This window comes from Pseudomonas sp. ok266 (assembly GCF_900110195.1).
Lineage (GTDB): Bacteria > Pseudomonadota > Gammaproteobacteria > Pseudomonadales > Pseudomonadaceae > Aquipseudomonas > Aquipseudomonas neuropathica.
Map to the genome: position 1 here is coordinate 130,034 of NZ_FOCU01000005.1, position 25,849 is coordinate 155,882.

The 25,849-nt window shown below is 61.9% G+C and carries 9 protein-coding genes; 3 read left to right on the forward strand and 6 right to left on the reverse strand.

Annotated elements, in window-relative coordinates; translation table 11 throughout:
* Together BMY54_RS10685 and BMY54_RS10690 are read left to right on the forward strand one after the other, a co-directional pair.
* Positions 1 to 12,321: a non-ribosomal peptide synthetase gene (locus tag BMY54_RS10685; protein ID WP_093431939.1), complete on the forward strand. Its 12,321-nt coding sequence runs from the start codon at positions 1 to 3 to the stop codon at positions 12,319 to 12,321.
* A gap of 75 nt (positions 12,322 to 12,396) precedes the next feature.
* Positions 12,397 to 13,353: an alpha/beta hydrolase gene (locus BMY54_RS10690; protein ID WP_093431942.1), complete on the forward strand. Its 957-nt coding sequence runs from the start codon at positions 12,397 to 12,399 to the stop codon at positions 13,351 to 13,353.
* Positions 13,354 to 14,528: 1,175 nt separating this feature from the next.
* Here BMY54_RS10690 and BMY54_RS10695 read toward each other — a convergent pair.
* The 5 genes from BMY54_RS10695 to pvdM all read right to left on the reverse strand — a co-directional run bounded on the left by BMY54_RS10695 (position 14,529) and on the right by pvdM (position 22,461).
* On the reverse strand, positions 14,529 to 17,009 hold the full coding sequence (locus BMY54_RS10695; protein WP_175559580.1) for a TonB-dependent siderophore receptor: 2,481 nt from the start codon (positions 17,007 to 17,009) through the stop codon (positions 14,529 to 14,531).
* 114 nt (positions 17,010 to 17,123) lie between these two features.
* On the reverse strand, positions 17,124 to 18,773 hold the full coding sequence (locus tag BMY54_RS10700) for a cyclic peptide export ABC transporter (RefSeq protein ID WP_093431948.1): 1,650 nt from the start codon (positions 18,771 to 18,773) through the stop codon (positions 17,124 to 17,126).
* 109 nt (positions 18,774 to 18,882) lie between these two features.
* Positions 18,883 to 19,770 carry a dihydropyoverdine dehydrogenase gene (locus BMY54_RS10705; RefSeq protein ID WP_093431952.1) on the reverse strand — a complete coding sequence of 296 codons (888 nt, stop codon included), beginning with the start codon at positions 19,768 to 19,770 and terminating at the stop codon, positions 18,883 to 18,885.
* 37 nt (positions 19,771 to 19,807) lie between these two features.
* Positions 19,808 to 21,094, reverse strand: a complete 1,287-nt coding sequence (locus BMY54_RS10710; protein WP_093431955.1) for a pyoverdine-tailoring periplasmic protein PvdN — start codon at positions 21,092 to 21,094, stop codon at positions 19,808 to 19,810.
* On the reverse strand, positions 21,091 to 22,461 hold the full coding sequence (pvdM, locus tag BMY54_RS10715) for a pyoverdine-tailoring dipeptidase-like protein PvdM (RefSeq protein WP_093431958.1): 1,371 nt from the start codon (positions 22,459 to 22,461) through the stop codon (positions 21,091 to 21,093). Before pvdM ends, BMY54_RS10710 begins: the two co-directional genes overlap by 4 nt.
* Before the next feature lie 207 nt (positions 22,462 to 22,668).
* On the opposite strand from pvdM, the gene BMY54_RS10720 reads away from it, so the two are divergent.
* On the forward strand, positions 22,669 to 24,294 hold the full coding sequence (locus BMY54_RS10720) for a pyoverdine maturation tyrosinase PvdP (protein WP_093431961.1): 1,626 nt from the start codon (positions 22,669 to 22,671) through the stop codon (positions 24,292 to 24,294).
* A gap of 159 nt (positions 24,295 to 24,453) precedes the next feature.
* Here BMY54_RS10720 and BMY54_RS10725 read toward each other — a convergent pair whose 3' ends face one another.
* Complete coding sequence (locus BMY54_RS10725) at positions 24,454 to 25,848, reverse strand: efflux transporter outer membrane subunit (protein WP_093431964.1); 1,395 nt, start codon at positions 25,846 to 25,848, stop codon at positions 24,454 to 24,456.
* Position 25,849 lies beyond the last annotated feature (1 nt).

Below are 25,849 nucleotides of genomic sequence, written 5' to 3' on the forward strand. Positions count from 1 at the left end.
GTGCAAGAGTTAATCGAGTCGGTAGGACAACTTTCGGCTAAGCAAAGAAAGGCTCTGGCGGTTCTGCTCAAGCAGAAAGGCGTCAACCTCTTTGACATTGCCCCGGTTTTCAAGCGCACGGCCGAAGAGCCGTTGCTGCTGTCCTACGCTCAGCAGCGTCAGTGGTTTCTCTGGCAGTGGGCGCCGCACAGTGCGGCCTACAACATTCCGACGGCCCTGCGTTTGCAGGGCCCGCTGGATGTCAGCGCGCTGGAGCGCAGCGTCGAGGCGCTGATCGAACGACACGAAACCTTGCGCACGGTGTTCTCCCAGGAAACCGCGCAACCTTTGCAAGTGGTCCTGCCCGCAGGGCCCTTTGCACTGGAGATTCATCAACTGAACGCTGAGCTGGCCAGCGACGCGGAGGCCTCGATCCAGGCGTTCGTACAGACCCAGAGCCAGAAAACTTTCGACCTGCAGCACGGCCCGCTCTTGCGCGCAGCGTTGCTGCAAGTCAGCCCCAATGACCATGTGCTGGTGCTGACCCTGCACCACATCGTCTCCGATGGCTGGTCGCTGCAAGTGATGATCGAGGAACTGGTGCAGCTCTACGCCGGTTTCAACCTCGATCACGACGCCGGTCTGCCGGCCTTACCGATTCAATACGCCGACTACGCCTTGTGGCAGCGGCAGTGGATGGAGGCCGGTGAACAGGAGCGGCAACTGGCCTACTGGCAAGAGAAACTCGGTGGCGAACAACCGGTGCTGGAGCTGCCGATGGATCGCCCGCGCACCATCGAGCAAAGCTTCGCTGGCGCCAGCCATAACCTGATTCTCGACCCGGCGCTGAGCAACGCGCTCAAAGCCTTCGCCCGGCAAGAAAACGTCACCCTGTTCGTGGTCTTGCTGGCCTCGTTCCAGGCCTTGTTGCACCGCTACAGCGGTCAGGCCGACATCCGCGTTGGCGTGCCGAATGCCAACCGTGGCCGGGTAGAGATCGAGCGGCTGATCGGCTTCTTCGTCAACACTCAGGTGCTCAAGGCCGACATCGATGGGCAGATGTCCTTTGTCGATCTGCTGCGTCAGGTCAAACAGACCGCGCAAGAAGCGCAGGCCCATCAGGACTTGCCGTTCGAGCAACTGGTCGAAGCACTGGAGCCGGGCCGCAGCCTCAGTCACAGCCCGCTGTTCCAAGTGATGTTCAACCATCAGGCCGAGCGCCGCGCGAGCGTCGAAACCCGTTTGAATGGCCTGAGCATCGAGCCACTGGAATGGCAGAGCCAGACCGCGCAGTTCGACCTGACCCTCAACACCACCGAACAAGCCCATGGCATCGAAGCCGTGCTGAAGTACGCCACCGATCTGTTCGACGCCGCGACCATTGAGCGTCTGGCACAACACTGGAATGCGCTGTTGCAGGCCATCGTCGCCGCGCCGACCCAGCGCATTGGCCAGTTGCCGATGCTCGATGCCGGCCAGCAGCAACAATTGCTGGCGCAGTGGAACCCTGAGCGCATCAAGCAACCGCTCGAGCAGTGCATTCACCAAGCCATTGAAGCGCAGGCCGAGCGTTATCCCGACGCGATCGCCGTGACGTACGACGGGCAACGCCTGACGTACGCCGGACTCAATCGCCGCGCCAATCAGTGGGCGCATGCGTTGATCGCCCGTGGCGTCGGCCCGGACGTGCGCGTTGGCGTGGCGGTCGAGCGTTCGCTGGACATGATTGTTGCCATCCTTGCCGTGCTCAAGGCCGGTGGCGCTTATGTGCCGCTGGATCCGGGCTACCCGGATGATCGCTTGAGCTACATGATCGCGGACAGCGGCATCGAGCTGCTGCTGACCCAGGGTCATCTGCTCGCGCAACTGCCGGTGCCACCGGGGCTGGCGTGCCTCGATCTGCATCAGGCGCCAGAGCCCGGCAATGAAACCAACCCGCCATGCCTGACCTCGCCGGACAGTCTGGCGTACGTCATTTACACCTCCGGTTCCACCGGTAAACCGAAAGGCGCATTGCTGCCGCACGGCAACGTCATGCGGCTGTTCAGCGCCACCGAACACTGGTTCGATTTTGGCCCGCAGGACAGCTGGACGCTATTCCATTCCTACGCCTTCGACTTCTCGGTCTGGGAGATTTTCGGCGCGCTGTTGTATGGCGGCAAACTGGTGGTGGTGCCGCATGACATCAGCCGTTCTCCGGAAGATTTCTATACGCTGCTGTGCGATGAAAACGTCACTGTGCTGAACCAGACGCCGTCGGCGTTCAAGCCCTTGATGCAGGTCGCCAGCGAGTCGACGCGCAATAACTCTCTACGCTACGTGGTGTTCGGCGGCGAGGCGCTGGAAGTGCAGAGCCTGCGCCCGTGGTTCGAACGCTTCGGCGACCGTGCGCCGACGCTGATCAACATGTACGGCATCACTGAAACCACGGTGCACGTGACCTACCGGCCGTTGTCGATGGCCGATCTTGAACAAAGCCACAGCAGCCCGATTGGCGAGCCGATTGTCGACCTGTCGTGGTACTTGCTCGACGGCGCGCTGAACCTGGTGCCACAAGGTTGCATCGGTGAGTTGTACATCGCCGGTGCCGGTCTGGCGCGGGGTTACCTGAATCAGGCCGGCATGACCGCAACACGTTTTGTGCCAGACCCGTTCAATCCGCAGGCCGGCGAGCGTCTGTATCGCACCGGCGACCTGGCGCGGCTGCGCGGCGACGGGGTGATTGAGTACATCGGCCGTATCGACCATCAGGTGAAGATTCGCGGCTTCCGTATCGAGTTGGGTGAAATCGAAGCGCAACTGCTCAAGCATGCCGATGTGCGCGAAGCCGTGGTGCTGGCGGTCGACGGTATCAGCGGCCAGCAACTGGCGACGTGGATTGTCGCGAACGAAGAACTGGACGGCGAAGGGCAGGGCGCACTGCGCGATTCGATCAAGGCGCATTTGCGCGAAACCCTGCCGGATTACATGGTTCCGGTCAGTTGGGCGTTCCTTGAGCGTCTGCCGCTGACCGCCAACGGCAAACTCGATCGCAAGCAACTGCCGCACCCGGAAGTTGCGCAGGTGCAGGAAGTCTATGCCGCGCCGCGCAACCAACTGGAGCAGCGTCTGGCCGAGATCTGGCAGGAGGTGTTGAAGGTCGAGCGTGTCGGCCTCAACGACAACTTCTTCGAGCTGGGCGGCGACTCGATCATTTCTATTCAGGTGGTCAGCCGCGCGCGTCAGGCCGGCATTCGCTTCAGCCCCAAAGACATCTTCCAGCACCAGACCGTGCAGCGTCTGGCGACCGTCGCGCAACAGAGTGACGCGGTGCAGATGCAGCAGGGCGAAGTACTCGGCGACGCGCTGCTGACACCGATCCAGCATTACTTTTTCAACAGCGACATTCCGGCGCGGCATCACTGGAACCAGTCGATCCTGCTGACCCCGGCCACCGCGCTGCACGCGGCGCCGCTGGAGCAGGCGCTGGTGCAGTTGCAGCGCCACCACGACGCTTTGCGCCTGCGTTACCGGCAAACCAACGATGGCTGGCAGCAGAGCCACGCGCCGGCGGATCAGGCGCAAGGTTTGCTGCGCACGGTCACGCTGGATGACAGCGCAGCATTGCCAGCGCTATGCCTGGACTTGCAACGCAGCCTCTATCTGCTCGACGGCCCGCTGATTCGCGCAGCATTGGTCGACTTGCCGGACGCCAGTCAGCGTCTGTTGCTGGTGATTCACCACCTGGTGGTCGATGGCGTGTCGTGGCGCATTCTGCTCGAAGATTTGCAAAGCGCTTATCAACAATTGAGTAGCGGTCAGGCTGTGCGTCTGCCGGCCAAGACCAGCGCGTTCAAGGATTGGGGCGAGCGTCTGCAGGCGCATGCCCGTAGCGCTGAACTGGAAAGTGAACTGGATTACTGGCGCGGGCAACTGCGCGAGGTGTCGGTCGAGCTGCCGCTGGACAACCCGCAGGGCCAGTTGAGTAACCGTTTCGAGCGCAGCGTCGATACGCGTCTCGACGCCGAACGCACTCGCCAGTTGCTGCAACAGGCACCGGCGGTTTATCGCACCCAGGTCAACGACCTGCTGCTGACCGCGCTGGCCCGCGTGTTGTGCCAATGGACGAATACCGACAGTGCACTGGTGCAGCTTGAAGGTCACGGTCGCGAAGACCTGTTCGATGACATCGACCTTAGCCGCACGGTGGGTTGGTTCACCAGCATGTTCCCGGTGCGCCTGACCCCGGACGCCAGTCTGGAAACTTCGATCAAAGGCATCAAGGAACAACTGCGCGCGATCCCGAACAAAGGCCTCGGCTATGGCTTGCTGCGTCATCTGGGCAGCGCCGAGTCGCAAGGGGTCTTGAACGAACTGGCGCAACCGAAGGTGACGTTCAACTACCTCGGCCAGTTCGACAACAACTTCGATGAACACGCCCTGTGGGTGCCGGCCACTGAAGACAAGGGCGCCGGTCAGGACGAAAACGCGCCGATGGCCAACTGGCTGACCATCGATGGCCGGGTTTATCAGGGGCAGTTGAGCCTGACCTGGACCTACAGCGGTGATGTCTTCGAAGAGGCGACCATCAACGCGTTGGCCCGCGCCTACGAAGTGGCGCTGGGCGAGTTGATCGAGCATTGCCTGAGCCATCCGAGCGGTGGTTTGACACCATCGGATGTGCCGTTGGCCGGGTTGTCCCAGGCGCATCTGGATAGCTTGCCGATCGCCGCCCAGCGCATCGAGGACATCTATCCGCTGGCGCCGATGCAGCAAGGCATCCTGTTTCACAGCCTGTACGACGCCGATGCCAGCGCCTATGTCTATCAGATGCTGCTGGATATCGACGGCCTCGACGTGGCGCGTTTCCAGCAGGCCTGGCAGCGCGTGGTGGATCGCCATGAAGTGCTGCGTGCCGGTTTTATCTGGGGCCGCGATGGCCTCGATGCGCCGCTGCAAGTGATCAATCGCCAGTTGACCCTGGAAATGCCCGAAGTCGATGTGCGCGGTATGGCGGACTTGCCGGCCGTGCTCGAAGCGCGGGCGCAGGCTGATCGCGCACGCGGTTTCGATCTGCAGAATCCGCCGCTGCTGCGCCTGTGCCTGCTGCGCACGGCCGATGATCGCCATCGCCTGATTTTCACCTGCCACCATATCCTCATGGATGGCTGGAGCAACTCGCGGATGTTTGGCGAGGTGTTGCAGGATTACGCCGGTCAGCCGGTGCCAAGCGCGCAGGGCCGTTATCGCGACTTCCTCGTCTGGCTGCAAGGTCAGGACAAGGCGGGCGCAGAGGATTTCTGGCGCGGACAACTGGCCGCACTTGACGAGCCGACCCGACTGGCTTCGGCCTGTCACGGGCGTACCGTGCCGGGGCCGGGCAAACAGATGCATCGCCTGCATTTCGACCAAGCCTTCACTCAGCGCCTGAACGGTTTCTCCCGTCAGCAGCAAGTTACCCTCAATAGTTTGGTGCAAGCCGCGTGGTTGCTGGTGTTGCAACGCTACACCGGTCAGGCCACGGTGGCCTTTGGTGCGACCGTGTCCGGACGTCCGGTGGATCTGCCGGGCATCGAGCAGCAATTGGGCCTGTTCATCAACACCTTGCCGGTGATCGCCAGCCCGCAGGCCACGCTCAGCGTCGGCGACTGGGTGCGCAGCGTGCAGGACAAAAACCTGTTGCTGCGTGACTACGAGCAGACGCCGTTGCAGGACATCCAGCGTCTGGCCCAGCTGAGCGGCGAAGCGCTGTTCGACACCTTGCTGGTGTTTGAGAACTATCCGGTGTCCGAAGCGCTGGAGGCCAACCCGGGCGGTCTGCGTTTCGCTGGCCTGGAGCACCGCGAGCAAACCAACTACGGTCTGACCCTGATCGCCGGGGCCAGCGATGTCTTGAACCTGGATTTCAACTACCTCACCGAACACTTTGCCGAACGCAGCGTGCTAGGTCTGGCGGGGCATCTGGAAGAAGTGCTGCGTCAGTTCATTGAGGCGCCGCAGCGTCTGCTCGGTGAGATCGGCCTGTTGCCACTCGCCGAACGCCAGACCCTGGCGCAATGGAACGACCATCAGGCCGCGTATCCGGCTGAGCGGTTGATCCCGCAAAGTTTTGAACGTCGCGTCGCGGCGCATCCGCAGGCACTGGCGCTGAGTCATGCCGGCGTCGCCCTGAGCTATGCCGAGCTCAATCAACGCGCCAACCAGTTGGCTCATCATCTTGTCGCACTGGGTGTCGGCGCGGAAATCCGTGTCGGCGTGGCGATGCCGCGTTCGGCGGAGCTGGTCATTGCCCTGATGGCGGTGCTCAAGGCCGGTGGCACCTATGTGCCGCTGGACCCGGATTACCCGGCGGATCGCGTGGCCTACATGCTCGACGACAGTCAGGCGAAAGTATTGCTGACGCAGCAGTCGCTGCTGGCGCAACTGCCGCAGACCGATGCGCAGGTGGTGCTGGTCGAGGCGGGTGGTGCAGCATTTGCCGAGCAGCCTGCGGACAATCTTCCTGCGCGCGGGGATTCAGCCAATCTGGCCTACGTGATCTACACCTCCGGCTCTACCGGCAAGCCGAAAGGCGTGGCCATTGCCCATCGCAACGTGCAGGCGCTGATTCACTGGTCCGCCGAGGTCTACAGCGAAGACGATCTGCAAGGTGTACTGGCGTCGACGTCGGTGTGCTTCGACCTGTCGGTGTGGGAGATCTTCGTCACCCTCGCACGCGGCGGCTCGATCGTCATGGCGCGCAATGCCCTGGAACTGCCGGACTTGCCGGAGCGCGATCAGGTGCGCCTGATCAACACCGTGCCGTCGGCGATTGCCGCGCTGCAACGCACCGGGCAAATTCCGCCGGGCGTGCGCATCATCAACCTCGCCGGTGAGCCGCTGAAGCAGAGCCTGGTCGACACGCTCTACCGCGAAACGGCGGTGGCGCATGTCTACGACCTGTACGGGCCGTCGGAAGACACCACCTATTCGACCTGCACCCGCCGCGAACTGGGTGGTCAGGCGAACATCGGCCGGCCGCTGGTCAACACCACGGCGTATATGCTCGACGGTCAATTACAGCAAGCGCCGCTGGGCGTGGCGGCTGAGCTGTATTTGGCCGGCGACGGCATCACCCGTGGCTACCTGTTCCGCCCGGGCCTGACCGCCGAACGTTTCCTGCCCAATCCATTCTCGAGCAGCGGCGAACGCATGTACCGTACCGGCGACCTGACCCGCTTCAGCGATGACGGCCGGATCGAATACGTCGGCCGCATCGATCATCAGGTCAAGGTGCGCGGTTTCCGCATCGAACTGGGTGAAATCGAAGCGCGTCTGCTCGCTCAGGACAGCGTGCGCGAAGGCGTGGTGCTGGCGGTGGATGGCCACAGCGGTCAGCAACTGGTGGCGTATGTGGTGCCGAGTGACAGCAGCCTCAGCCTCGAACAATTGGACGATTTGAGTGAAACGCTACAGGCCGCGTTGAAAGCGCATCTGCCGGACTACATGGTGCCGGCGCAGTGGCTGTTCCTCGAACAGTTGCCGCTGACACCGAACGGAAAACTCGACCGCAAAGCCTTGCCGGCAGCGGACCTCAGCCAGTCGCAGCGCGAATACGTGGCGCCATCAACGCCGTTGGAGCAGCAACTGGCCGAGGTCTGGCAGGACATTCTGAAGATCGAGCGGGTCGGCGTGACCGACAACTACTTTGCGCTGGGCGGCGATTCGATCATCTCGATCCAACTGGTCAGCCGTGCGCGCCAGCAGGGGATTCGCTTCACCCCCAAAGACCTGTTCCAGCAGCAGACCGTGCAGAAACTCGCCGCTGTGGTTGCGCTCGAGTCGTCGACCGACGAGGCGCCGTTGGATTATCCGCTGGCGCAACTCGATCAGGCGCAGCTCGATGCGTTGCCGGTGCCGGCCGACCAGATCGAGGATGTCTACCCGCTGTCGCCGATGCAGGAAGGCATGCTCTTTCACACGCTGTCGGATAACGGCAGCAGCCTTTACGTGCAACAGGTCAGCCTGCCGATCAAGGGCCTGGACGTGGAGCGCTTCCGTCAGGCGTGGGAATTTGTCATCGCCCGTCAGGCGATTCTGCGCACCAGTTTCCATTGGCAGGACGGCCTGGCCAAACCGTTGCAGGTGGTGCATCGCCATGCGCCGTTGCAAATGCAGGTGCTCGATTGGCGTGAGCGCGAAACCAGTGAAGAACTGATTGCCGAGTTCGCCAGCGATGACCGTGCGCTCGGTTTCAATCTGGCCGATGCGCGTTTGTTGCGGGTGACCCTGCTGCGCCTGAGCGACGATCAGTACCAGATGATCTGGACCAGCCACCACATCCTCATGGACGGCTGGAGCAGTTCGCGGCTGTTCGGTGAGGTGCTGCAGTATTACGCCAAGGGCGTAATCATCGGCGAGAACGGTCGTTACCGCGACTTTATCGCCTGGTTGCAGGCGCAGGATCAGGACGCTCAGGAGCTGTTCTGGAAGGCGCGGCTGGCGGCGGTCAACGAGCCGACGGCACTGAGCCAAGCGATGCACCCGCGCCACAGCGCCGATGTCGCCGGTCACGATGCAATCTATTCGAACTGGGATAAAGCGCAGACCGCGCGGCTGTTGCAGTTCTGTCGCGACCTGCGCATCACCCCCAACACGCTGATTCAGGGTGCATGGTTGCTGCTGTTGCAACGCTACACCGGGCAGCAGACGGTGACCTTTGGCGCCACGGTGTCGGGGCGTCCGGAAAGTCTGGCGAATGTCGGCAACATGCTCGGTCTGTTTATCAACACCTTGCCGATCATTCAGACCCCGCAAGCCGATCAGCGTCTGGCTGACTGGCTGGGCGAAGTGCAGGCCTACAACCTCGACATCCGTGATTATTCCCAGGCGCCGCTGGCGGATGTACAGCGCTGGTCCAGCCTCGGTGGGCAGGCGTTGTTCGACAGCATCGTGGTGTTCGAAAACTTCCCGATCGACGATCGCTTGCAGGAAGACAACGACACCGATCTGACCTTCGGCAAATCCATCGGCCATGGCGTGACCAACGTGCCGATGGACCTCGCGGTGATGCTCGGCGACGAGTTGTCGATCGAATACCTGTACCTGCGCAGCCACTTCAGCGCCGAGGCGGTTGTCGGTATTCGCCAGACCATGGAAAACACCCTCGCCGCGATGCTGGCGGCGCCGTACGAACGCCTCGGTAATTTGCAGCGCCTGAGCGGCGAGCAATGGCAAGCGGCGCAAGCCTGGAGCGCTGAACCGGCACACACCCATCAAGCCGCGCTGTTGCCGGAACTGATCAGCCGTCACGCGCAACAGCAGCCGCAGGCCATCGCCCTGCAATGCGCCGGAATGAACCTGACCTACGCCGAACTCGAGCAACGCGCCAACCGACTGGCGCACTGCCTGATCGAACACGGCGCCGGGCCGGAAGTGGTGATCGGCGTGGCCTTGCCACGCTCGCTGGAAATGGTCGTGAGCTTCCTCGCCGTACTCAAGAGCGGGGCGGCGTACGTGCCGCTGGACATCGACTATCCGCCGGAGCGTCTGGCCTACATGATCGAAGATTCCGGCATGGCGCTGTTGCTGACCCAGAGCAGTCTGCGCAGCACGTTGCCGGCGCCGCAAGGCCTGCTGCGCCTGGAAATCGATCACCTCGATGAAAGCCGCTACGCCGACCACGCCCCCGAACGTCGCGTGCAGGAGCAGGGCCTGGCCTATCTGGTCTACACCTCGGGTTCCACCGGCCGGCCGAAAGGCGTCGCGGTGACCCAAGGCCCGCTGAGCATGCACTGTCAGGCCATCGCCGAGCTGTACGAAATGGACGCCAGCAGTTGCGAGCTGCACTTTATGTCGTTCGCCTTCGACGGGGCCCATGAGCGCTGGTTGAGCACCTTGTACAGCGGCGGTCGTCTGCTGATTCGCGACGGTTGCCTGTGGACGCCGGAGCAGACCTATCAGGCGCTGCACGACTACGGCATCACCATTGCCTGCTTCCCGCCGGCCTATCTCAAACAACTGGCCGAGTACGCGGCGGCCAGCGGTATTGCACCGCCACCCGTGCGCATCTATTGCTTCGGCGGTGACGCGGTGCCGGATCAGACCTTCGAGCAGGTCAAGGCTGCGCTGCGTCCGCAGTACTTCACCAACGGCTACGGCCCGACCGAAACCGTGGTCACACCGATGCTCTGGAAAGTCCCGGTCAGCCAGCATTGCGAAGCGGCGTACGCGCCGATCGGCCGTGCCGTGGGCGCGCGCTCGCTGTACGTGCTGGACGAAGACCTGAACCCGCTGCCGCCAGGCTTTGCCGGTGAGCTGTACATCGGCGGCTATGGCGTCGCCCGGGGTTATCACGGCCGTCCGGACCTGACCTGCGAGCGCTTCGTGCCCAACCCGTTCGCGGCGGGCGAGCGCCTGTATCGCAGCGGCGATCTGGTGCGTTTACGCGCCGACGGTGTGGTCGATTACGTCGGCCGCATCGACCATCAGGTCAAGGTGCGCGGCTTCCGCATCGAACTGGGTGAAGTCGAGGCCAGTCTGCGCCAGTTGCCGTCGGTCACCGATGCACTGGTGATCGCCCGCGACAATGCCTCGGGCAAGCAACTGATCGGTTATGTGGTCACCGCAAGCGGCGAGGACATCGGCGATGAACTCAAGGCGGGCCTGCGCGCCTCGTTGCCGGAATACATGGTGCCGGCGCAGATCGTCTGCCTGAACGCTTTCCCGGTAACGCCTAACGGCAAGCTCGATCGCAAGGCGCTGCCGGAACCGGAATTCAAAACCGAAGAATACGTCGCCCCGCGCAACGAGCAGGAAAGCCTGCTCGCGGACATCTGGGCGCAGGTGCTGCAGGTCGAACAAGTGGGCATCAGCGACAACTTCTTCGAACTGGGCGGCGATTCGATTTTGAGTTTGCAGGTGATCTCCCGCGTCAGAAACCACCCGACGTTGCAGATGGATCTCAAGCTGCGCGACCTGATGCGTTATCAGACCATCGCCGGCATCGTCGAGCAGGAAGCGGCGAAGGAGGGCACGGCACAACCGCAGACGGACGTCACGCACGTGGCCGCCGAGGGCTTGTTCAATCTCTTGCCGATTCAGGAGTGGTTCTTTGCTGAAGGCATGGCCGAGGCGCATCACTACAACCAGTCATTGCTGTTGAGCGCGCGCCAGCCGCTGGACCTCGATGCGCTCGAGCAGGCACTGGGCTGGATCGAGCAACATCACGACTCGTTGCGCCTGCGTTTCTCCCACGAAGGCGGGCGCTGGATGCAGCGTTACTGCGACCTCAGTGAACAGGGCGAGACGTTGCTCTGGCGCCGCGAGGCGGACAACAGCGAGCAGGTCGAAGCCTTGGCCAACCTTGCCCAGCGCAGCTTGAAACTCGATGACGGGCCGGTCTGGCGAGTGATGCACGTCGCCTTGCCGGATGGCCAGGCGCGCCTGCTGGTGGTGATTCACCACTTGGTGGTCGACACCGTGTCGTGGCGAATTCTGCTTGATGATTTGAAAGTGGCGTACGAGGCGTGCGTGCAGGGGCTGCAGCCGAAACTGCCGATTCGCACCAGCAGTTACCGATCGTTCGCCGAAGCCTTGCAGGCGCAGGCGCCGGTGATTGCCGAGCAGGAACTGGGGTATTGGCTGGAGCAACTGGATCAGCCGGGCGTCGATTTGCCATGCGACAACCTGCGCGGCAAAAACCTCGTGCGTCAGCAGGCACAGGCGCGGCTCAAATTGTCCCGCGAGCACACGGAACAACTGCTCAAACAGGCCCCGGCGGTGTATGGCACGCAGATCAACGACCTGCTGTTGTCGGCGCTCAGCCGTGCCCTGTGCCGCTGGAGTCAACAACCGTCGGCGCTGATCCTGCTCGAAGGCCATGGTCGTGAAGACCTGTTCGAGTCCATCGACCTGAGCCGCAGCCTCGGCTGGTTCACCAGCATGTTCCCGGTGCGTTTGCGCCCCGACAGCGACGACATCGGCCAGTCGATCATCAATGTGCAGGCACAGTTGGCAGCGGTGCCGCAGAAAGGCATCGGCTATGGCGTGTTGCGGCATCTGGCAGGCGCTGAGGTGTCGAGGCAACTGGCCGAGCTGCCGCAAGCGCGGGTCACGTTCAACTACCTGGGGCAATTCGACCAGAGCTTCGACGAGCAGGCCCTGCTGGTGCCGGCGCTGGAAGAAACCGGTGACAACTACAGCCTCAAAGCCAATCTGGGCAACTGGCTGGAAATTGTCGGCCAGGTCTATGACGGTCAGTTGGCCTTGCGTTGCATCTACAGCAGCCAGCGCTATCGCGCCGGCACCATGGATGCCTTGATGAGCGATTACCAGTGTGAGCTGGAAGCGTTGATCGAACATTGCATGGCACGCGCGGGCTGATCGCCACGCGCTCAGTCATCTCCGGGGGCGCTGCCGAGGCGCGCCCCTTTTTTTGCCGATACAAGGATTTTAGCGATGTCGTTACACCCTGATCTGGAAGCCTTCCTCGACCTGGCCCAAGACAGCCAGGACGCCGGCCTGCCGGCCATGCACCAAATGACCCCGAGCGAAGCCCGCGCGACTTTCGAACAGACCACGGCGCAACTGCGCTGGCCGGCGCCTGAAGACCTGTTGGTCAGCGAAATCGACACGTCGGCACGTGATGGTGCGCCGCTGGCACTGCGTCTGTATCGACCCAATGCTGCGGTCTCGCCGATGCCGGTGCTGGTGTATTTCCATGGTGGTGGTTTTGTTGTCGGCAGCCTCGACTCTCACGACGGTGTGTGCCGCGAGTTTTGCCAGCGCACGCCGTGTGCGGTGTTGTCGGTCGGCTATCGACTGGCCCCGGAGCATCGTTTTCCAACGGCACTGGAGGATGGCGAAGACGCCTTGTCGTGGTTAGCGGAAAACGCCGTGAGTCTTGGGCTTGATACCTCGCGCGTGGCGTTTGGTGGCGATAGTGCCGGCGCGACGTTGGCCACGGTGCTGGCGATTCAGGCGGTGGTGCAACCGCATACTGTGGCCATCGCGCCGAAGGCACAGTTGTTGTGCTATCCGGTGACCGATGCTTCGCGCGTGCACGATTCGCGGTTGTTGTTCAGCGAGGGGTATTTGTTGGAGAGCGATACGCTTGACTGGTTTTATCAGCATTACGCTCGCAGTCCGGAAGATTATCTGGATTGGCGTTTTTCGCCGTTGTTGGCGGAGGATCTGCAGGGGGTGGCGCCGGCGATTATGTTGTTGGCGGGTTTTGATCCGTTGCTTGATGAGGGGCAGGCTTACGCTGATAAGTTGCGGGGGCAGGGGGTGAGTGTTGAGGTTGAGCATTGTCCTGGGCTGACGCATGATCTGCTGCGGATGGCTTCGGTGATGCCTGATGTTTTGCGGGTGCATGAAGGCCTCAGCCGGGCGTTGGCGCGGGTGTTGGTTTGATTTTTGAGGGGGGTGGTTTTTGGGTGAATATCCGTTGCTGCGGTAATGGCTCCTTGGGGTTCCGCCCTTACGGCGGGTCACTTTTTACAAACGCCTAAAAAGTAACCAAAAACGCTTGCTCCTACGTGCGGCCCGCTCGCTGGGGCTCGGGGTTCCTTCGCTGCGGGATCGATCCGGGCGCAGCGCCTACGGTTTGCTTCGCTGCACCTCCTCTCGCTGTGTTTGGCTTCGCCAAACGGTCGCTGCGCTCCCACGCCCGGATCAATCCCTCCACTCAGCCTTCCGACGTCGCCTTACAGATCAAGATCAAGAGCAGGCGAGCTGACACTCGGCCTATTGAGTGGTGAAGAGCGGGTGTTCGGCTTTGGATTTGAGGTGGATTTTCCCCTCACCCCAGCCCTCTCCCGAGGGAGAGGGAGCCGATTTTTGGGCTTGTCAAAATCTGAGTTCGACTCGGTATCGCATGTCGGCGAAGCTCTCCCAAACACCCTGGTCAGTCCCCTCTACATCCGGGAGTGGAGGGAGAGGGGCCGATTTGTGTGTTTTTCAAAACCTGAGTTCAGCGCGGTATCGCACGTCGGCGTAGCTCGCCCAATTACCTCAATCATTCCTCTCTTTTTCTTGGAGGGCGAGGGGCTGATTTGTTTGCTTTTCAGAGCCTGAGTTCAACGCGGTATCGCACGTCGGCGTAGCTCTCCCAAACACCTCGATCAGTCCCCTCTCCCTCCGGGAGAGGGTTAGGGTGAGGGGCTTTTGATCTGGCTTTTGATCTGGCTTGTGATCTTGCTTTGGCTTTGGTTTTTGATCTTTTGCCCCATCGGCAGGCCGAGCGTAGGTGTTCATCCGGGGGTTAGGCGCGCAGCGCCGTGCGGCGAAGCCGCATACATCGAGAGGAGGTGCAGCGAAGCAAACCGTAGGCGATGCCCCCGGATGGACACCGTAGCGAGGGAACACTGAGCCTCAGCGAAGTGCCGTACGCCGGGGCAAAGCCTTTTGGGTTACCTTTTCGGCGTTTGGAAAAGGTGACTCGCTGTAAGAGCGAAACCGCCATCGGCAACACCCGCAGCAACGGATATGCCCCCAAAATCCAAAGAGCATGGTCGGCCCGAAGGCCGCCAAGACCAACAGGCGAAAAAAAGCCCCACCAAAGCGGGGCTCTCTCACATCACACCCAATCAGAAGTCAGCCTTGACCGACATCACGAAGTTACGCGGATCACCATAGAAATTACCGAACCCTTCGGTACCAATGGTCGAGTAGTAACGCTTGTCAAACAGGTTATTCCCGTTAAGCGCCACCGACCAGGTGTCATCGATACGGTAGCCAATGCGACCGTTCCAGACCGCATAACCGGCGCCATCAATGTTGTCACCGCCCAAAGGCGAAGTCCGGTAGTTGCCCGTCTGCGCGTTGACACCCGCACCGATCGTCACGCGATCCAGCGGCCCGCTCAGGCTGTAGTCACCCCAGATACGCAGCAAATGGCGCGGCACGTAGGAGTTGTAGACCACGCCATCCTGCGTGGCGTCGGCATCTTCCAGCACCTTGGTCTGGGTGTAGGTGTAACCGGCGAGCAATTGCAGCCGATCAATCACCTCACCACTGACTTCAGCTTCGAAGCCCTGCGCGCGAACCTTGCCGGAGTTGATCGAGCAAGAACTGTCTTCGCAACGCGGGTCATCCTGGGCGGCATCTTTCTGAAGGGTGCGGAACAGGTTGAAGGAGCTGTTCAGACGACCGTCGAACCACTCACCCTTGATCCCCAGCTCGTAGCTCTGGCCAACCAATGGCTTGAGGGTGCTGCCATCGATGGTCTTGTAAGCGCCTTGCGGGGTGAAGATGTCGGTGTAGCTGGCGTAGGCGGTCAGGTTGTCGTTGAGGTCGAACAGCACACCGGCGAACGGCGTGACCTGGCCGGTTTCGGTGGACTTGGTGTCGACCTGGGTGCCTTCGCCACGGAAGTACTGCACCGAATCGGTGTCGGACTTGTACCAGCTGACACGGCTGCCCAGTACCAGGGTCAGCGGATCAGCCAGTTTCAGGCGGGCGATCGAGTAGGCGCCGTATTGCTTGATGTGCATGTCCACCGGGCCGCCACGGGAAGCGTTGGCCAGGTAGTAGCTTTCGTCCGGTTGCGGGATGTGGTGGTTGGGGTCGAGCACGTTCTGCCGTTGGGGCAGGGCGGCGACGGCGTAGAAGTCATCCTTGTGCGAACGGCTGGCGTTGGCGCCGATGGTCAGTTCATGTTGCTGGCCGAAGGCGTCGAATTTGCCGTCGACATAGGCATCGAAGCCGTAGTCGCGCTGGTCGTAGTCGTAAATACTGCCCAGCATCAGGGTATTGGTGGCGGTGGCACCGACCGGCACGGCGCCGCTCGGGAAGGCGTATTCCATGTCCTGGGTGTTGCGCGAGTACACCCCGGCGACCTTCAGCGACCAGTCGTCGTTGAACTGGTGTTTCAGGTCGGCGAAGTAGGTGGCGCGTTTGCTGCGCTGGTTGTTCCACGCGGTGTTCAGGCAGGTGGAGCGCTTGAGGTGCAGGTCGGAGCCGTCGGCGTAACGCGGCAGACCGCCCCAGCATGGCGTGGCGTCGACGTCTTCCCAGGCGAAACCCAGCCCCAGGGTGGTGTCGGGGCTGAGGTCGAAGTCCAGGGCGCCGTAGTAGATCTGGTCCTTGCGGCTGGCCACGTCATAGAAATATTGACGGGTCTGTTCGGTGACCACGGCGCGACCACGGATGGTCCCGGAATCGTTGAGCGGGCCGCCGGTATCGACCTGGCCACGATAGTTGTCCCAGGTGCCTGCCGACAATGAGAGCTGCGTGTGCGCAGTGTCCTGGCCGCGTTTGCGTACGAAGTTGACGCCACCGGCGGTGCCGCCTGCGCCTTTCATCATGCCGGCTGCGCCACGCAGAACTTCCACGCGGTCATAAATGGCCATGTCGCTGTTGAAGCTGTCGGCCTGCACGTAGCTGCTGCCGATATCCAGCGGCACGCCGTCGTACTGGTACTGGCCAGTCATACGGAAGCCGCGGGAGTAGAAATACTTGCCGCCCATGGGCGAGTCATACACGGTAATGCCCGGGGTCTTCTCCATCACCTGTTCGATGGTGTTGAGGTTCTGGTCATCGAGCATCTTGCGGGTCATCACCGTGACCGACTGCGGGGTTTCCTTCAGCGAGTGCACGCCCTTGCCAATGGTCACGCCGCCGGTGGTGTAGGAGTTGCTGCCCTCGGTGGTGGCGCCCAGGCGGCTGGCGTTGACGTTGGTCGGGGCCAGTTCCATCGCGCTACCGGTGGCCGGGCCGAGCACGGTCACGGTGTTGCCGTCACGCTGGTAGCGAATGCCGGTACCGTTGAGCATCGCCTTGAGCGACTCATCATCCTGGTAGCGGCCGCTGAGCGCGGTCGAGCGCAGACCTTGCAGGCTTTCCGGGCTGTAGATGATTTGCAGACTGGTCTGCTGGCCAAGGGTTTGCAGCGCCTGCGCCAGTGGCTGCGACGGGATGTTCAGGGTCCATTCCTGGGCCTGGACATACGGGGCTGCCGTGAGTGTCAGTGCCAGACCAAGGCCGGTGCCGGCCAGTCGAGTGCGTGTCGCGCCGTGCATCAGCAGGGCTCGAGTCAGAGGGCGAAGCATGAAACGGGATGCGGACATGAGGTTAAGACCTTGGCAGGTATAGTTGTTAATGGTTCTTATTCATCTCATTAAGACGAGGAAGCCGCGGCAAACCGGAAAATTATTTTTCCGGCCAGACCGCGGCCTCGTCGATCAAGCGGTTTGCAGTTCGCTCTTGACCTTGCCGGCCTCCATGCGCACCAATTGATCGGCGACGTCGAAGTAACGGTCATCGTGGGAAATGACGATGATGGTCTTGCCCAGACGTTTGAGGTCAGGCAGCAACTCGGTGTAGAAAATCCGCCGGAACGTCGGGTCCTGATCGGCCGCCCATTCATCGAACACCAGCACCGGCCGCTCTTCGAGCCAGGCATTGACCAGGGCCAGGCGCTTGCGCTGGCCGGTGGACAAATCGGTGGTGCTGAACGCGCCGTCGCGCACGCTGACCTTGTGCGCGATCTCCAGACGTTCGAGGTAGCGGGTCGCGTCCTGCGGGACTTCGCGGTCGCCCTGAATCAGATCGTCGAACAGGTAGTAGTCGGCAAAAATCGTGGTGAAATTCTGCCGGTAGTCATCGCGATTGAGCGCGGTGATCGGCTGATCGTTGACGCGGATTTCGCCTTCGGTTGGCGCGTATAAGCCCAGCAACAGTTTGATCAGTGTGGTTTTGCCGCAGCCGTTTTCACCGACGATAAACACGATGTCGCCCTGTTCGATGCGCAGGTTGACCGGCCCCAGACGGAACGGTTCGCTGCCTTCCACGGGTGGGAAGGCGTAGCGCACGTTGTGCAGTTCCAGGCTGTTGACCGCACCGGGTTTCTTGCCTTGGTCTTCCAGCAACAGATGCGGTTCGGGCGAGGAAAATTGCTCGCTCAGTTCGGCGATGCGGCGGAAGGCAATCTGCGCACGGCTGATGATCGGCAAGGTGCTGACCAGGTGCTCCAGCGGCCCCTTCATGTACAGCAGCACCAGGACGAAGCCGCTCATCACTGCTTTGTCGCCGCTGGGCCAGAAGGATTGCAGGGCCAGCGCCATGCCGATCACCACGAAGAACAGCATCGAACCGAAGGACTTGGCGATGACGAAGGTGTTGATGGATTTGATCTGGGTGTCGCAGATCTTCTCGGCGGTTTTCTGAATACCGGCGACAAACATGCGCTGGCGACGCGGACGGTGAATGCGCAGTTCCTTGGCGCCTTCGGCAATCGCGTTGTAGTGCTTTTGCAGTTCATCCTCAGAGTCGCGTGCGGCGTAGAAACCGCGCATGCCCTTGGCCCGGGCAATCGCTTGAATGGTCGTGCCGATGGCAATGGCCACCAGCATCATCAGGAACATCGGCCAGGACAGCATGGCCAGATAGCCGAGACAGCCGAGGGTAACGGTCATGGAAATTGCCAGCGGGGCAAAGGCGAAGGCGAAGTCGCTGATGGTGTCGACGTCGTGGGTCAGTACCGGGATCAACCGATGGCTGCGGTAGCGTTCGATCTGGTCGATCGGCGCTGACAGCACTTTCTCCCCCAGTTCCTTGCGCAGCTTGGCGATGATGTGCTGGCCGACGTAGTTGGTGCCGATGTCGGACAAAATCGTCGTCAACAAGGCCAACGCACAGAGGCCAGCGAAGATCATTACCACGGTGCGGGTCAGGCCGTCGTCGGAGTGCAGGGCATTGTTGATGGTCGCCAGCAGCACGGTGACGCTCAGGCCGCCGATCATGCCGAGCACGATGGACACAGAGACGATCAGGCGGAAGGGCTTGAGCAAGGCGAACAATTCGTTGATCGCCCCACGCGTAGGCTTGGTCATGGAGGATTCCTGCTTCGGTGCGGAGGGAGTGCCGGTACTTAAGGAAAACGAATGGTCACGGACTTTCTTTAAACGACCGCAGGCGGGGCTGCGGTCGTGGCGGGCAGGATCAGAGGTCGCGCACTACGCGGAACCCGAGCCAGTCGCCTTTGCTGGTCGGCCAGCTGCTGTTGCGGTTGCCGGAGCGCGAGAACACCGGCGCCTCGCCCCAATCGTTGCCGCGCATGACCTGACGCTCGCAGTTTTCCTGGGTCCATGGGCGACCGTCGTTGGGTACGCCGGAGTAATCCTTGTGATAGCAGTCGGCGGTCCATTCGTAGACGTTGCCGTGAGCGTCGTAAACGCCGAAGGCATTGGCCGGGAACGTCCCGGCTGGTGACGTGAAGTTGTAACCGTCGGCGGCACCATAGGTGTTGGCATGTTTGGAAATCTGGTAGTTGTTGCCTTCATCGAACGGGAAAGGGAAGGGCCCGGTGCTGCCGCCGCGTGCGGCGTACTCGCGGATCGATTCGCTTTGCAGGCGATACGCGTGGCCGGTCTTTTTCGATAACCAATCGATGTAGCCCTGGGCTTCGGCGACGTTCATGCACACGGCCGGGTCGCGGGCGGTCTGTTTGAATTCCGGTTTGCCGGCGGTGCAGCGGCGACCCGGGCGATCATCGAAGTCGTAAGGCTTGTTGCCGGTTTCGCGCACATACGCGTCCCACTCGCCGACCAGCACCTGAAAGCGGCTGATGGCGAAGGGTTTGCTGAAGGTCACTGCGTGGCGCGGGCCTTCGTCCGGTTCGCGGCCGACTTCGTCGTCCGGGGTGCCCATGGTGAAGGTGCCGGTCGGCAGCACGACCATTTCCGGGCAGTCCTTGCAGTCCTTGAACACTTTGCCCGGCGCCGGCGCTGTCGCCGCTTGAGCAGAACCGGGCAGCAGGCCGGCGCACAGCGCGGTCAGGGCCAGCGCGGGCAAGGCCTTGAAGGTGAAACAGGCGTGAGGCTTTTTCATGAGTCGTCTCTGTGAAAGGAAAACGGGAGGCGAAGGTTCAGGCGCGCAGTTTTTTGCCGAGGATGGCCATGAAGCGGTCCACTTCGGCTTCGTTGTTGAGCAGGCCCGGCGCGGTGCGAATCACCGGGCCGACATCACGGCTGACCGCATCGCAGATCACCCGGTTTTGCATCAGGTAGGTGGCGACTGCATCACTGTTCTGACCCTTGACCCGGAAGAAAGTGAAACCGGCGGAAAACTGCGGATCGAGCGGGGTCACCAGTTCGATGTTCGCGTGTTCGCGCAGGCGCTGCTTCAGGTAGCTGTTGAGCTGATGAATGCGCGCCTGAACCTCGGCCTTGCCCAGTTGCAGGTGCAACTTGAACGCTTCGTCCACCGCCCAGCGATGCTCGAAAGCGTGGTAACCGCCCGGGGTCATGATCGTGGCGAAAGAGGTGGCTTCGGAGAACGTCGGCACGCTCGGGCTGACGTATTTCAGCTCTTCGCTGCGGCTGCACACGATGCCGGTGCCGCGCGGGCCGAACATCCATTTGTGGGTGCCGGCGATAAAGAAGTCGCAGTTCATCTGCGGGAAACTCAGGTCATCGACACCGAAACCGTGCACGCCGTCGACCACGTAGATCAGGCGATCCTTGTCGTCGCGTTGACGGTTGTGTTCATCGACCAGCCGCGAGATAGCGCTGATTGGCAATTTCACACCGCTGCCCGAATGCACCCAGGTCATGCCGAGGACGCGGGTCTCAGGGCGGATGTTGCGGTTGATGGTGTCGAGCACCTGATCCAGGGAAATGCTTTGCGGCGTTTCGAACAGCCTGAGTTTGCGCACCCGGGTGCCATCGCGGCGGCTGCGGAAATCGAGGATGTTGCGGGTGGAATAGTGCTCGTGCTCGGTGGTGAGGATTTCCTGATCAGGGCGCACCTGCACGCTGCCATAAATCATCGCCAGCCCTTCGGTGGTGCTGCCGGTGAGGGCGATCTGGCCGGGTTTGGCCTGCAGGTATTTGCCGGCCCAGACCCGCACGTTTTCCTGCAATTGTTCGTCGCTCCCCAAATCCCAGTCCATGGCCAGCCCCGGGTTCAGGTCAAGCGCGGCGCGATGGCGTTCGATGGCCTCGCGCACGGGTTTGGGGTGAGAGGTAATCAGGAAATTGGCAAAGTGGATCGCCTGTGGATCCTGATCGAACAACTGGCGCAATTGCGTCCATTTGTTCGCGGAGGCCACGGGGGCGGTCGTCGCCATGGCCGGTGCTGTCAGGCTGGCGCCAAGCGGCAGGGCGGCCGCGACCACGCCAGCCTGTTTCAGAAAAGTCCGGCGGTCTGTCATGGCTTGGCAGTGTCCTGACGGGAAATCAGTGCCGGTTTCGCGGATTTCTGCACCTGATCCCAGACGCGCATGAAGTTGCCGCCCCACAGCTTGGCGATGTCCGCTTCGGAGTAGCCGCGCTGTATCAATTCGGCGGTGACGTTGCGGATTTCGCCAACGTTTTCCCAACCCTTGATGCCGCCGCCGTCGTTGAAGTCGGACGAGATGCCAACATGGTCGATACCGATTTTGCGCACGGTGTAATCGATGGCGTCGCCGAGATCCTTGAGGGTGGCTTTCGGCTCTTCTTCAAGGATGCCGTAGAGGCCGCTGGCGTACTGGCCGAGTTTCTGTTCCGACCAGGCCGTGATGATCGGGTCGCCCGGCATCAGCGCCATGGCCAGGTTTGGCAGTGGCGGCAGATCGAAGCGTGCGCGCAGGGCATTGAGTTTGTCCTGCGTGCCCTGAGTCAGCGGTTTGAGGTACTGCGAGAAGCCGACCACCTGAACCACGCCGCCGCTGTTCTTGATCAGCTGCAATTCCTTGTCGCTGAGGTTGCGCGGAATATCCACCGCCGCACGCGGCGCCGAGTGCGAGGCCACCAACGGTGTGCGGCTAAGCTGTGCAACCTGTTCCAGGCCTTTGGTCGACATCTGCGAAACGTCGATGATCACGCCCAGATCGTTCAAACGCTGCACTGCTTGCTTGCCGATATCGGAGAGACCGTCGAGGGCGTCCGGTGAGTCATTGAAGAACGGCAGCGGGCGCGAGGAGTCCGCCCAGCTGTTGTTGCCGATGTAGCTGAAGCCGAACATGCGCATGCCGCGTCCGGCCCACAGGTCCAGTTTGCTCAGGTCGTTGCCCAGCGGGTAAGCGTTGAGCATGCTGATGAAAATCGCAAACTTGCCTTCGCCATGCAGGCGGCGGAAATCATCCGGGGTGTAGGCGATGCCGACCTGATTGGGGAAGTCGCGGACCATGCCGGTGATGATCTTGTAACGGACTTCCTGTTGGTTGCGGGCTTCTTCGACAAAACCTTCGGTGGGGCGATGCGGGGCGTTCGGGCCGTTCCACATTTCCGGCCAGCCGAACACCGTCAGCGCAGCGCCCGACAAGCGCCCGCGATTGGCCTTGATCAGGTCGAACTGGCCGGAGCCGTCCTTGTCGGCTTCATTGCCGTGGGCGCCGAAACTCAGCGGTACGGTGATGTGGCTGTCGAAGGAGAGAATGCGATCCTGCAACTCGGTCGCCTGTTTCATCACTTTTACCGGGTAGCCAGGGTTGTCCCGAAACCAGTAATCCCAAGCCAGAAACCCTGCGCCGGCGCTGATCGCCAAGGCCAGCGGCAGGCCGATAAATAGAGCCTTTTTCGAACGCGGTTTTGTCATTGCCATCTCATTCAGGTTCGCCGTCGAGGTGCAGGCGCAGGGGCCTTTGCTATCTGGGAGGAACGAGTGGCCGGGCGGGTAATTTAGTCGCGCGCAGGAAAAGCGCTGACGGCGCGTAGCGATCTTTTGCCGGGGCCGTAAATTTCCCCGGCGAGCAAACGTTCTAGCTTGGATAAAGCCTGCTTCATGGCTGACACAGGTAGGGCAATGACGATCTCTCGACGCTGGTTCATGGCGGGCATGGCACTCACGGGCGCCGCGCTGCCTGCCGCTTTTTATGCACATCGTGAGCTGACCCGCGAGGAGTTTCCGATCACCCCGGGCGAGGCTACGGTCGATCTGGCCGATACCGCCGGACAGCAGTTGGCGGACAACCTGCGCGGCGTCTGGGATATCCGTTTCAGCGGATCTGCGGCGGGGCTTGATGGCTTGCCACGCGACGGCCTCGAGTTGTTTCTCGACATTGCCCACCGGGGGCGCGGTTTGCGCGGGTTTCTCGATACCGGTGCCAGCCTGCGCTCAGAAGCGCCTGCGCGTTACCAAGTGATCGGCGATCTGGCGCCGGGCACCGGCGCCGAAATGTACTGGCGGCTGATGCGCACCGATGCGCCGCACGCGCCGCCGGTCTACGAATTCAAAGTCAAACTCGACGAAGTCTGGGCGGCGTTCGGCAATGCCGGCAGCGGTACGTTCACCGGGCAAGTGTTGCGCCTCGATCGGCCGTTGGCGCTGCCCGAACTGGACAATCATTTCATCGCCATCAAACGGCGTTTTCCCGAAGCCCGCGAGCGCACCGGTTTGAACCCGACGCTGTTGGCGTGGCTGGTGGCGCCGGAACATCGCCTGTTCCACCAGCTCTGGCACGCCAGCCGCGACAAGTGGCACAAGCTCTCGGAGAAAAAACGCGACGCCCTGCGCGGTATTGGGTGGCAACCCGGCCCCCGTGACAAGGAGCGCGATGCCCGTGGGCCCAGCAAGGATCGCAATGGTTCGGGCATCGATTTTTTCTTCATGCACCGGCACATGCTCGGCAAGGCCCGTTCGATGCAGGATCTGCCGTCGTGGCAGGCCTTCCCGATGCCGCAACCGGAGCTGGAACGCGACCGCCAGGGCTTCGCCCGCTACTTCGACAATCACGACGGCGATGCACTGCCACCGACGTGGCTGACGGAAGGTGATGACGAATACACCAAGTGGGTCAGCGATATCAAAGCGGCCGAGACCTATCACAGCAATTTCCAGGTCTGGGAATCGCAGTACCGCGACCCGCGCTACCTGGCGAAACTTTCCCTCGGCCAGTTCGGTTCGGAAGTCGAATTGGGTCTGCACGACTGGTTGCACATGCGCTGGGCGTCGGTGGCGCGGGATCCGTCCAACGACATTCCGGTGCCGATGGCGCGCGATCAGGCGGATTTTGCCGCGCGTTGGTATGCCCCGGAAAACGACTTTCTCGGCGACCCGTTTTCCTCCCATGTGAACCCGGTGTTCTGGCGTTTCCACGGCTGGATCGATGATCGCATCGAAGACTGGTTCCGCGCCCACGAGCGTTTTCATCCGGGCGAGGTCAGCCGGCTGGAGGTCAACGGCGTGCCGTGGTTTGCGCCGGGGCGCTGGGTTGAGGTCGGTGACCCGTGGCTGGGGCCAGACACCCATGGCTGCAGCACCGTGCCGGGGTTGCAGATCGGGCGCTCGGTGGAGATGGATCCAGAGACGATGAAGCTGGCGTTGCGCATCACCTTTGGCGATGAAGACAACATGGCCGACCTGTTCCGCAAAGTGCCGCAGCGACCGTGGTACGCGCGGCATCTGAAAGTGAAAGGGCGGCAACTCTGAGCGCAAAAAAATCGCAGCCCGGTGCTGCGATTTTTTTTGCCTGGGGATATTGCTTGCCTGACCTGGCGCCTTCGCGAGCAGGGGACTTTGTAAACGACGCAGATCCAATGTGGGAGCGAGCCTGCTCGCGAAGGCGTCAGTCCAGTCGATAATTTTCGCTCAGATAACCTGCCAACCCCCGCCCAGCGCCTTGTACAGAGCAATGCTGGCCTGCAAACGCGAAAGGCGCAATTGCACATTCATATCCTGCGCCGCATACAAGGTGCGCTGGGTTTGCAGCACCGTCAGCAAGTCTTCGGCACCGGCCTGATAACGGCTTTGGGCAATGTCGAACGCGGTCTGCGCCTGGCTCAGTTCTTCGCTTTGCCACTGGCGTTGTTCATCGAGGCCGCGAATGCTGCTCAGGGCTTTTTCCACGTCAGCGAAGCCATTGATGATCGCCCCGCGATAGGTTTCCAGCAGTTCGTCCTGACGCGCCTTGGCCTTGTCGCGCTCGGCGCTCAGGCGGCCGTTGTTGAAGATCGGCGCGGTCAAGCCGGAAGACAGGTTGTAGAACGTGGTGCGCAGCAGGTCCGCTGCCAAATCGGCGCCGGTGCCGAGGCTGGCGGTGAGGGTGATTTTCGGCAGCATGGCGGCGCGGGCCACGCTGACGTCAGCCTGGGCCGCTGCCAGTTTGGCTTCGGCGCTGGCGATGTCCGGACGCCGGCTCAGCAAATCGCTGGGCACACCACTGGCGATGTTCGGCCATTGCAACTGTTCGAATGACTGTTGCGGTGCCGACAATGCCTGCACCGGTTGGCCGAGCAGGGCGGCGAGGGTGATCAAGGCTTCGCGGGCCTGTTGCTGCACCAGTGGCAATTTGCGCTGCTGTTCCGCTACCAGGCTTTTTTGCTGGGCCAGTTCCAGTGCGGTGGCGCTGCCGGCGTCGAAGCGGGTTTGCACCAGGTGCAGGACGTTCTGCGCGTTGGTTAGATTGAGCTCGGCAATGCGTGCCTGTTCGCGCAATGCCAAGGCCTGCGTGTAACTGTTGGCGACGCCGCTTTGCAGGGTCAGTTCGACGGTGGCACGGTCGAATTCGCTGGCCTGTACACCGAACACGGCGCTGTCGCGTGCCGCGCGTTTACCGCCCCAGAAGTCGATTTCGTAACTGGCGCTCAGCTCGGCGTCGTAGTAATCCAGCGAGCGATTATCCGGGCTGACGTCGAGTTGGCTGTAGCCTTTGCCATGCAACAGTTTCTGCCGATTGGCATTGAGACCGGCCTTGATTTCGGGGAGCAGCGGGGCGCCGGCAATCGTCGCGCTGGCCTGGGCTTGCCTGACCCGCGCAACAGCGGCGCCGAGGTCATGGCTGCCCACTCGCGCCTGTTCGACCAGACGATCCAGCTCGGGGCTGCCGAACTGCGTCCACCATTGGCGGTTGCTCTGCACAGCACCGGGATGCTCAGGCGATTGCCACGCGGCCGGTGGCAGCACGCCGCTGTCGGGGCGTGGCGCAGGGCTGTTACAGGCCGCCAGCAACAGGCTGGCGGCAAGGATGGTCAGTGGCGCTTTCATA

What these genes read in the sequence shown, in the direction of transcription:
- BMY54_RS10725 (WP_093431964.1), bottom strand. Translation starts at nt 25,848, where the DNA reads ATGAAAGCGCCACTGACCATCCTTGCCGCCAGCCTGTTGCTGGCGGCC.
- BMY54_RS10705 (WP_093431952.1), bottom strand. Translation starts at nt 19,770, where the DNA reads ATGAAAAAGCCTCACGCCTGTTTCACCTTCAAGGCCTTGCCCGCGCTG.
- BMY54_RS10700 (WP_093431948.1), bottom strand. Translation starts at nt 18,773, where the DNA reads ATGACCAAGCCTACGCGTGGGGCGATCAACGAATTGTTCGCCTTGCTC.
- BMY54_RS10695 (WP_175559580.1), bottom strand. Translation starts at nt 17,009, where the DNA reads ATGTCCGCATCCCGTTTCATGCTTCGCCCTCTGACTCGAGCCCTGCTG.
- BMY54_RS10690 (WP_093431942.1), top strand. Translation starts at nt 12,397, where the DNA reads ATGTCGTTACACCCTGATCTGGAAGCCTTCCTCGACCTGGCCCAAGAC.
- pvdM (WP_093431958.1), bottom strand. Translation starts at nt 22,461, where the DNA reads ATGACAAAACCGCGTTCGAAAAAGGCTCTATTTATCGGCCTGCCGCTG.
- BMY54_RS10720 (WP_093431961.1), top strand. Translation starts at nt 22,669, where the DNA reads ATGACGATCTCTCGACGCTGGTTCATGGCGGGCATGGCACTCACGGGC.
- BMY54_RS10710 (WP_093431955.1), bottom strand. Translation starts at nt 21,094, where the DNA reads ATGACAGACCGCCGGACTTTTCTGAAACAGGCTGGCGTGGTCGCGGCC.